This window comes from Micromonospora sp. NPDC003776 (assembly GCF_053605645.1).
Genome location: NZ_JBSGJR010000362.1, coordinates 1 through 7,271 on the forward strand (window position 1 = coordinate 1; position 7,271 = coordinate 7,271).

Genomic DNA, 7,271 nt, shown 5'->3' on the forward strand with positions numbered 1-7,271 from the left:
GCGGTCGGTCACCCGACCGCGGCGGTCCGCCCGGAAACCGCTCCGGTGTACGTCCACGACGCCCTTGCCGCAGCGCGGAGTGGCACCACTCGCCTCGCCTACGACGGCGAGCGGCGGACCCTCCGATTTATCCCTTGACCGCTCCGGCGGTGAGGCCGGAGACGATGTAGCGCTGGAGCAGTTGGAACACCAGCACCGTCGGGACGGCGGTGAGCAGGGTGCCCGCCGCGAACATCCCGAAGTTGTTGTTGCGCTCACCGGCCACCAGGCCGAACATGCCGACCGCCAGGGTCTTCGACTCGGTGTTGGTGAGGAACACGTTGGCGATCATGAACTCGTTGATCGTGCCGATGAACGACAGCAGCGCGGTCACCGCCAGGATCGGCGCCACCAGCGGCAGCATGATCCGGAAGAAGACTTGGGCGTGGGTGGCGCCGTCCATGGTCGCCGACTCGTCCAGTTCCCGCGGCAGGGTGTCGAAGAAGCCCTTCATCAGCCAGGTGTTCACGCCCAGCGCGCCACCCATGTAGAGCAGGAACAGGCCCCACGGGGTGTTGAAGCCGATCGCCGGCCACAGGTCGGTGACGGTCGTGAAGATCAGGAAGATCGCCACGATCGCCAGGAACTGCGGGAACATCTGGATCAGCAGCAGCGTGAGCAGGCCGAACCGCCGCCCGGCGAAGCGCATCCGGGAGAACGCGTACGCCGCGAGCGCCGACAGGAAGATCGACAGGAAGCTGGCCGCGCCGGCGATCAGCAGCGAGTTGAGGAACCAGTGGGCGAAGGCGGTCTTGTGGAACAGGTTGGTGAAGTTCTCCAGCGACGCGCCGGTCGGCAGCAGCTCGGTGGAGGAGAGCGTGCCGAGCGGGTTGAGCGCCGCGGAGAGCACGAACAGGATCGGGAAGAGGCTGAACACCACCGCCAGCACCCCGACCAGGTGCCGCCACCCCACCTGGGAGAACCAGCGGCTGCTCGACTTCCCCTTCGCGTTGCGGTTGGCGACGGGGGCGTCCGCGTAGGTGGTCACGAGTACACCTCCTCCTGCTTGCGGGTGCGCCGGAAGCTGATCGCCGACACCGTGGCGACGATCGCGAAAATGAAGATCGAGACCGCGGCGGCCATGCCGAACTCGGCGCCCTGGGCACCGAAGGCGAGCCGGTAGGTGTACGTGATGAGCAGGTCGGTGGCGCCGTTGGTCGGGTTGTCCGCCGGGAACGGGCCACCCTCGGTGGTGAGCCAGATCGCGTTGATGTTGTTGAAGTTGTACGCGAACGACGCGATCAGCAGCGGCGAGAGCGCGACCAGCAGCAGCGGCAGGGTGACCGCGCGGAACGACTGCCACGGCGAGGCGCCGTCGACCGAGGTGGCCTCGGTGAGCTCCCGCGGAATCGCCTGGAGCGCGCCGGTGGCCACCAGGAACATGTACGGGTAGCCCAGCCAGAGCTGCACCAGCAGCACCGCGGCCCGGGCCGACCAGGGCTGGCCGAACCAGTCGACACCCAGCCCGAACAGGTTGTTGACCAGGCCGAAGTCGGTGTTGAACATGTCCCGCCAGACCAGCAGCATCGCGAACGACGGCATGGCGTACGGCAGGATCAGCAGCACCCGGTAGAGGTTGGTGCCCTTCATCCGGGGCGAGTGCAGGGCGAGCGCGATGGCCATGCCGAGCAGGAAGGTGAGCCCGGTCGAGCCGACCGCGAAGGCGAAGTTCCACAGCAGCGTGCCGAAGAACGGCCCGGAGATGTTCGGGTCGGTGAGCACCCGGCTGAAGTTCTTCAGCCCGACGTTGACCTTCCAGCCCTGGGTGAGCCGCTCGCCGTCGGCGGACACGAAGGCGCCGCTCTTCTCGTCCGCGGTCCAGGTCTTGCCGGTCTCGGTGTCCTTGACGCAGTCGCACCCGGCGTCGTACGCCCGGACGGCCTTGCCCTCGTAGGCGCGCGACAGGCCGTTGGAGCGGATCGCGCCGCCGGAGGTCGGCACCACCAGGTCGGTGATCTCCTTGCTGCGCCCGCTGGCCTGGCCGAAGTTCAGCACGGTGTAGCCGTCGGCGGCGGTGATCTTGCCGGTCGGGCTGACCGTCACCTGGCCGGCGTCGAGCTTGCGCAGTCCGCCCGCGTCACCGGCGAAGACGTCCTTGGTCTTCGGGTCGCTGAGCAGGAAGGCCAGCTGACCGGTCGCCGGGTCGCCCTTGGTGGCGATGGAGAGCGAGTACTCGGTGGAGCCGGGGACCTGCTTCACCGAGGAGGTCTGGATGGCGACGATCGCGTCCTGCTTGCTGCCGCGGTGGCCGTCGCCGAAGTTTGTGAAAGCGGTGCTCGCCGTGTAGAGCACCGGGAAGACCTGGAAGGCGATCAGGAAGAGGGTGCCGGGCACCAGGTACTTGGCCGGGATGTGCCGCCGGGTGAGGTAGAGGTAGAACAGGCCGGCGGTGGTGGCCGCCAGGATGCCCAGGCCGGTCCAGTGTTCGGCCTCGATGAGCGGGAACGCCGCCCAGATCGCGATCCCGGCCACCAGGCCGAGCAGGACCACCTTGACGACGAGGCCGGTCGCGGTGATCGGCGCGTGGTTCCGCGCGGTACGGGACTTGCGCGGGAGCCCGCTGCGAACGGGCTCCCGGCCCGGGGTCCGCGTGGCGGACCCCGGGCCGGACAGCGACGTGCTCATTACTTGATCTGACCCGCGATGGTCTTGCCCGCGGCGGTGATCGTCTTGGCCGGGTCGGCGCCACCGATGATGGCGGCCTCCGCCTTGCCGAACGGGTCCCAGATCGCGGCCATGGCCGGGATCGCCGGGAGCACCTGGCCGTTCTTACCGGCCTCCTGGAACTTGGCCAGGTCCGGGTCCTCGCCCTTGACCTGGTCGAAGGCGGCGGTCAGCGCCGGCGGGCGCGGCTCGGCCTTGTACAGCGCGACGGCCAGCTCGGGCTTGGTCACGTAGTTGGTGACGAACTCCTGGGCCAGGGCCTTGTTCTTGCCCTTGGCGGCGACGTAGAACGCCTGGACGCCCACGAACGGCTGGGCCTCCTTGCCACCGGCGAAGCCGGGGACCGGGGAGATGTCGTACTTGATGTTGGCCTTCTTGGCGTCGGCGATGGCCCACGGGCCGGACACCAGGTAGGCGCACTTCTTGCTGGTGAAGGTGGCGATGGAGTTCTCGCCGGTGATGGAGCGCTTCAGCGCACCCTCGCCCTTCTCACCGAGCTTCGCGATCTTCTGGAAGGCCGCGATCGACTCCGGCTTGCCCACGCCCAGGTCCTTCGGGTCGTAGTCGCCGTTGGCCGCGGTGCCGAACAGGTAGCCGCCGCCGGAGGTGTACAGCGGGTAGATGTGGTACGCGTCGCCGTTCTGGCCGGACTGCAGGCAGAGGATCTCGCTGGCCTTCTTCTCGGCCTTGAGCTTCTTGCCGGCGGCGACCAGGTCCTCGATCGTCTTCGGCGCCTCGGGGGCCAGCTCGGTGTTGCGGATGAGCGCGACGTTCTCGGTGGCGTAGGGCACGCCGTAGAGCTGGCCGTTGAAGGTGACGGCCTTGATCGCGGTCTCGTTGAAGGCGCTCTTCTGCTCGGCGGCGAGCTGCACCGGGTCGATGGCACCGTTCTGGACCAGGTTGCCGATCCAGTCGTGGGCGCCGACCACGACGTCCGGGCCGCTGCCCTGCTGGGAGGCGGTGACGAAGTTGGTCTGCAGGTCCTTGGAGACGGCCTGGACCTCGACGGTCACGCCGTTCTCCTTGCCGAACGCCTCGGCGAACGGCTTCAGGGCCGCGGTCCGCTTGTCGTCGGCCCAGATGACCAGCTTGCCGCCGGTCGCCTTGGTGGCCGATTCCTTGGCGGCCGGCTTGTCGCTGCCACTGTTGCCGCAGCCGGACGCGGCGAGCGCCAGGCCGAGGACAGCGACCACACCCGCGGTACGGATGCGCATCGGTACTCCTGTCGTCATGGCAGGCCCGCCGGGGGAAGGGCGGCCCGCCAGTGGAAACCTCTGAAAATTCTTGCTGACCGGCGCTGGGGTGCTGCGCCGCTGCTCTCGCGTGTTGCGGGGACGTTAGCAAGAGGTTGCAGAGAATGGAAGGGCTTGCAGGAGTGTACGCAAGACTTTGCCGTTGAGCTAAAGTGCCGCCATGCGCGCTCGACTGTCCGACATCGCCCAACAGGCCGAAGTCAGCGAGGCCACGGTGTCGCGGGTGCTCAACGACCGCCCCGGAGTGGCCCCGGAGACCCGGCAGGCCGTCCTGACCGCCCTCGATGTGCTCGGCTACGAGCGCCCCGCCCGGCTGCGCAAGCGCAGCGCGGGCCTGGTCGGGCTGGTCGTGCCGGAACTGGAGAACCCGATCTTCCCGGCCTTCGCCCAGGTCATCGAGTCGACGCTGGCACAGAGCGGCTTCACCCCGGTGCTCTGCACCCAGACCCCCGGCGGGGTCACCGAGGACGAGTACGTCGAGATGCTGCTGGACCGGCAGGTCTCCGGGATCGTCTTCGTCTCCGGCCTGCACGCCGACACCGCCGCCAACCACGACCGCTACCGCGCGCTGATCGCCCGTCCGTTGCCGATCGTCATGATCAACGGGTACGCGCCCGGCATCACCGCGCCCTTCGTCTCCTGCGACGACGGCGAGGCCACCGAGCTGGCCGTCGCGCACCTGGTCGCACTCGGTCACCGCCGGATCGGCCTGATCACCGGCCCGGACCGCTTCGTGCCGGTGCAGCGGCGGGTGGCCGGCTTCCGGACCGCATTGACCCGCCTGGTCGGGGCGACCGAGGCCGAGGCCGGCGAGCTGGCCGAGCTCTCCCTCTTCGGCGTCGAGGGCGGCGAGGCCGCGGCCGGCCGGCTGATCGAACGCGGCGTGACCGGCATCGTCTGCGGCTCCGACCTGATGGCGCTCGGCGCGATCCGGGCCGCCCGCCAGCGCGGGCTCACCGTCCCCACTGACATCTCGGTGGTCGGGTACGACGACTCCCCGCTGATGGCCTTCACCGACCCGCCGCTGACCACCATGCGGCAGCCCGTCGCCGCGATGGCGGTGGCCGCCGTCCGGGCCCTGGTCGACGAGATCAACGGACACGCCGCGCCGCACTCCGAGTACCTGTTCCGCCCGGAGCTGGTGGTGCGGGGCTCCACGGCGGTGGCCCGCGAGGCCGGTTCCCCCGCCGGCGGCCCGCAGCGCCAGCGCCCGGCTTCGTCCTCGCTCGCCGTCCCGGCCTGACCAACTCCGCCCGCCGCCCCCGTCGCGGGCATTGATCCACTCCGGATGCCGCACGTCGCGGCTTCCGGCATCCTCGGGGCCACGAAGCGCCGCCAAGACGCTGGACGCGCCCACCCGCGCCCGGCCGCATCCCGGTGACTGGGACGCCGCTCGGGCGCCGCGGATCAGCCCGAAGGTGATCGCCGTCATTTCTTGCGCAAGGAATGCTTGACTCTTGCAGCGCTCGGGCGGCATTCTGCTCAGACACCCCGCGCCCGGCACGCGCCCGCGGGGTGCCGCCGTCCCTTGCCAGAGAACGGGGATCATCACCGATGACCGCCGCCACCCACCCGACGCCGCCGACCTCCGACCACGACTGGTGGCGCTCCGCGGTCGTCTACCAGGTGTACGTCCGCAGCTTCGCCGATGCGAACGGCGACGGCGTCGGTGACCTCGAGGGCATCCGGCAGCGCCTGCCGTACCTGCGGGAGCTGGGCGTGGACGCGCTCTGGCTGACCCCCTTCTACACCTCTCCGCAGATCGACGCGGGCTACGACGTGGCCGACTACCGCGACGTCGACCCGCTCTTCGGCAACCTCACCGACTTCGACGCGATGATCACCGACGCCCACGCGCTGGGCCTGCGGATCATCGTGGACCTGGTCCCCAACCACACCTCCAGCGCGCACCCCTGGTTCACGGCCGCGCTGGCCGCCGGCCCGGGCTCGGCCGCGCGCGCCCGCTACCTGTTCGCCGACGGCAAGGGCGAGGACGGCGAGCTGCCGCCGAACGACTGGGAGAGCATCTTCGGTGGCCCCGCCTGGACCCGGGTCGCCGACGGCCAGTGGTACCTGCACCTGTTCGACCCGGCCCAGCCCGACCTGAACTGGCGCCACCCCGAGGTACGCGCCGAGTTCCACGACATCCTGCGGTTCTGGCTGGACCGGGGGGTGGACGGCTTCCGGATCGACGTTGCGCACGGAATGATCAAGGCCGAAGGGCTGCCGGACGTCGGCTTCAACTCGATGACCACCGGCCAGCGCCAGTCCGAGCTGCTCGGCAAGGGCAGCCTGCCGTACTTCGACCAGGACGAGGTGCACGACATCTACCGCTCCTGGCGGCCGATCCTGGACAGCTACCCCGGCGGCCGGATGGCGGTGGCCGAGGCCTGGGCGGAGACCCCGCAGCGGCTGGCCCGCTACATCGGCCCGGACGAGCTGCACCAGGCGTTCAGCTTCGACTTCCTCGACGCCACCTGGTCGGCCGACTCGTTCCGCAAGGTGATCGACACCGCGCTCGCTGAGTCGACCATCGTCGGCGCCCCGACCACCTGGGTCCTCTCCAACCACGACCGGCAGCGGCACGTCACCCGGTACGGCGACGGCGAGGTCGGCCTGCGCCGCGCCCGGGCCGCCGCCCTGTTGATGCTCTCCCTGCCCGGCTGCGCGTACGTCTACCAGGGCGAGGAGCTGGGCCTGCCGGAGGTGCTGGACCTCCCCGACGAGCTGCGCCAGGACCCGGCGTTCCTGCGTACCGGGGAGAGCCGCGACGGCTGCCGGGTGCCGATCCCCTGGAGCGGCGAGCTGGCCCCGTACGGCTTCGGCCCGGAGGGCAGCGAGCTGAGCTGGCTGCCGGCCCCGGCGACCTGGCGTGCCCTCTCGGTGGCCACCCAGGCCGGCCAGCCCGGCTCGACGCTGGAGCTCTACCGGACCGCGCTGCGGATCCGGCACGAGCACCCGGCGCTGGCCGGCACCGACGGCATCACCTGGCTGGAGACCGAGCCGGGGGTGCTGGCGTTCCGCCGCACCGCCGGCGACGCCGAGCTGACCTGTGTGGTCAACATCAGCGGCGCGGCGACGACGGTCAGCGGCTACGGCCGGCCGATCGTCGCCAGCGACGACCTCACCGAGCGGGGCGACGGGCACGTCCTGCCGGTGGACGCGGCTGCGTGGTTCGAACGGCGTTGAGCCGGGTAACCCGCCATTGACCTGGTCGTCCGTTGTGCCCCGCGCCGACGGGCGGCTGGGCTACCGACCCCTTGTGGTGGGGGGTGAGGTGGTGCCGGCCCCTCGGGAAGTCGACTTCCCGAGGGG

5 protein-coding genes are annotated in these 7,271 nt (G+C 70.3%); 2 read left to right on the top strand and 3 right to left on the bottom strand.

The genetic code is table 11. The features are described from left to right. Window positions 1-127 precede the first annotated feature (127 nt). The 3 genes from ACWEVO_RS24785 to ACWEVO_RS24795 are packed head-to-tail and all read right to left on the bottom strand — an operon-like array spanning window position 128 to window position 3,917. Window positions 128-1,027, bottom strand: a complete 900-nt coding sequence (locus tag ACWEVO_RS24785; protein ID WP_452309911.1) for a sugar ABC transporter permease — start codon at window positions 1,025-1,027, stop codon at window positions 128-130. Further along, complete coding sequence (locus tag ACWEVO_RS24790) at window positions 1,024-2,664, bottom strand: ABC transporter permease subunit (RefSeq protein WP_452309912.1); 1,641 nt, start codon at window positions 2,662-2,664, stop codon at window positions 1,024-1,026. The genes ACWEVO_RS24785 and ACWEVO_RS24790 overlap by 4 nt, the downstream gene beginning before the upstream one ends. After that, the gene (locus ACWEVO_RS24795) at window positions 2,664-3,917 is read right to left on the bottom strand and encodes a sugar ABC transporter substrate-binding protein (protein WP_452309913.1); all 1,254 of its coding nucleotides are present in this window, start codon (window positions 3,915-3,917) and stop codon (window positions 2,664-2,666) included. The genes ACWEVO_RS24790 and ACWEVO_RS24795 overlap by 1 nt, the downstream gene beginning before the upstream one ends. Window positions 3,918-4,116: 199 nt before the next feature. Between ACWEVO_RS24795 and ACWEVO_RS24800 the strand changes: the two genes are divergently transcribed. Both ACWEVO_RS24800 and ACWEVO_RS24805 read left to right on the top strand, forming a co-directional pair. Next, window positions 4,117-5,199 carry a LacI family DNA-binding transcriptional regulator gene (locus tag ACWEVO_RS24800; RefSeq protein WP_452309914.1) on the top strand — a complete coding sequence of 361 codons (1,083 nt, stop codon included), beginning with the start codon at window positions 4,117-4,119 and terminating at the stop codon, window positions 5,197-5,199. Window positions 5,200-5,510: 311 nt separating this feature from the next. Continuing rightward, window positions 5,511-7,145, top strand: a complete 1,635-nt coding sequence (locus ACWEVO_RS24805; protein ID WP_452309915.1) for a glycoside hydrolase family 13 protein — start codon at window positions 5,511-5,513, stop codon at window positions 7,143-7,145. Window positions 7,146-7,271 lie beyond the last annotated feature (126 nt).

Coding starts and splice junctions, on each gene's coding strand:
- ACWEVO_RS24790 (WP_452309912.1), bottom strand. CDS start 2,664: ATGAGCACGTCGCTGTCCGGCCCGGGGTCCGCCACGCGGACCCCGGGC.
- ACWEVO_RS24795 (WP_452309913.1), bottom strand. CDS start 3,917: ATGCGCATCCGTACCGCGGGTGTGGTCGCTGTCCTCGGCCTGGCGCTC.
- ACWEVO_RS24800 (WP_452309914.1), top strand. CDS start 4,117: ATGCGCGCTCGACTGTCCGACATCGCCCAACAGGCCGAAGTCAGCGAG.
- ACWEVO_RS24805 (WP_452309915.1), top strand. CDS start 5,511: ATGACCGCCGCCACCCACCCGACGCCGCCGACCTCCGACCACGACTGG.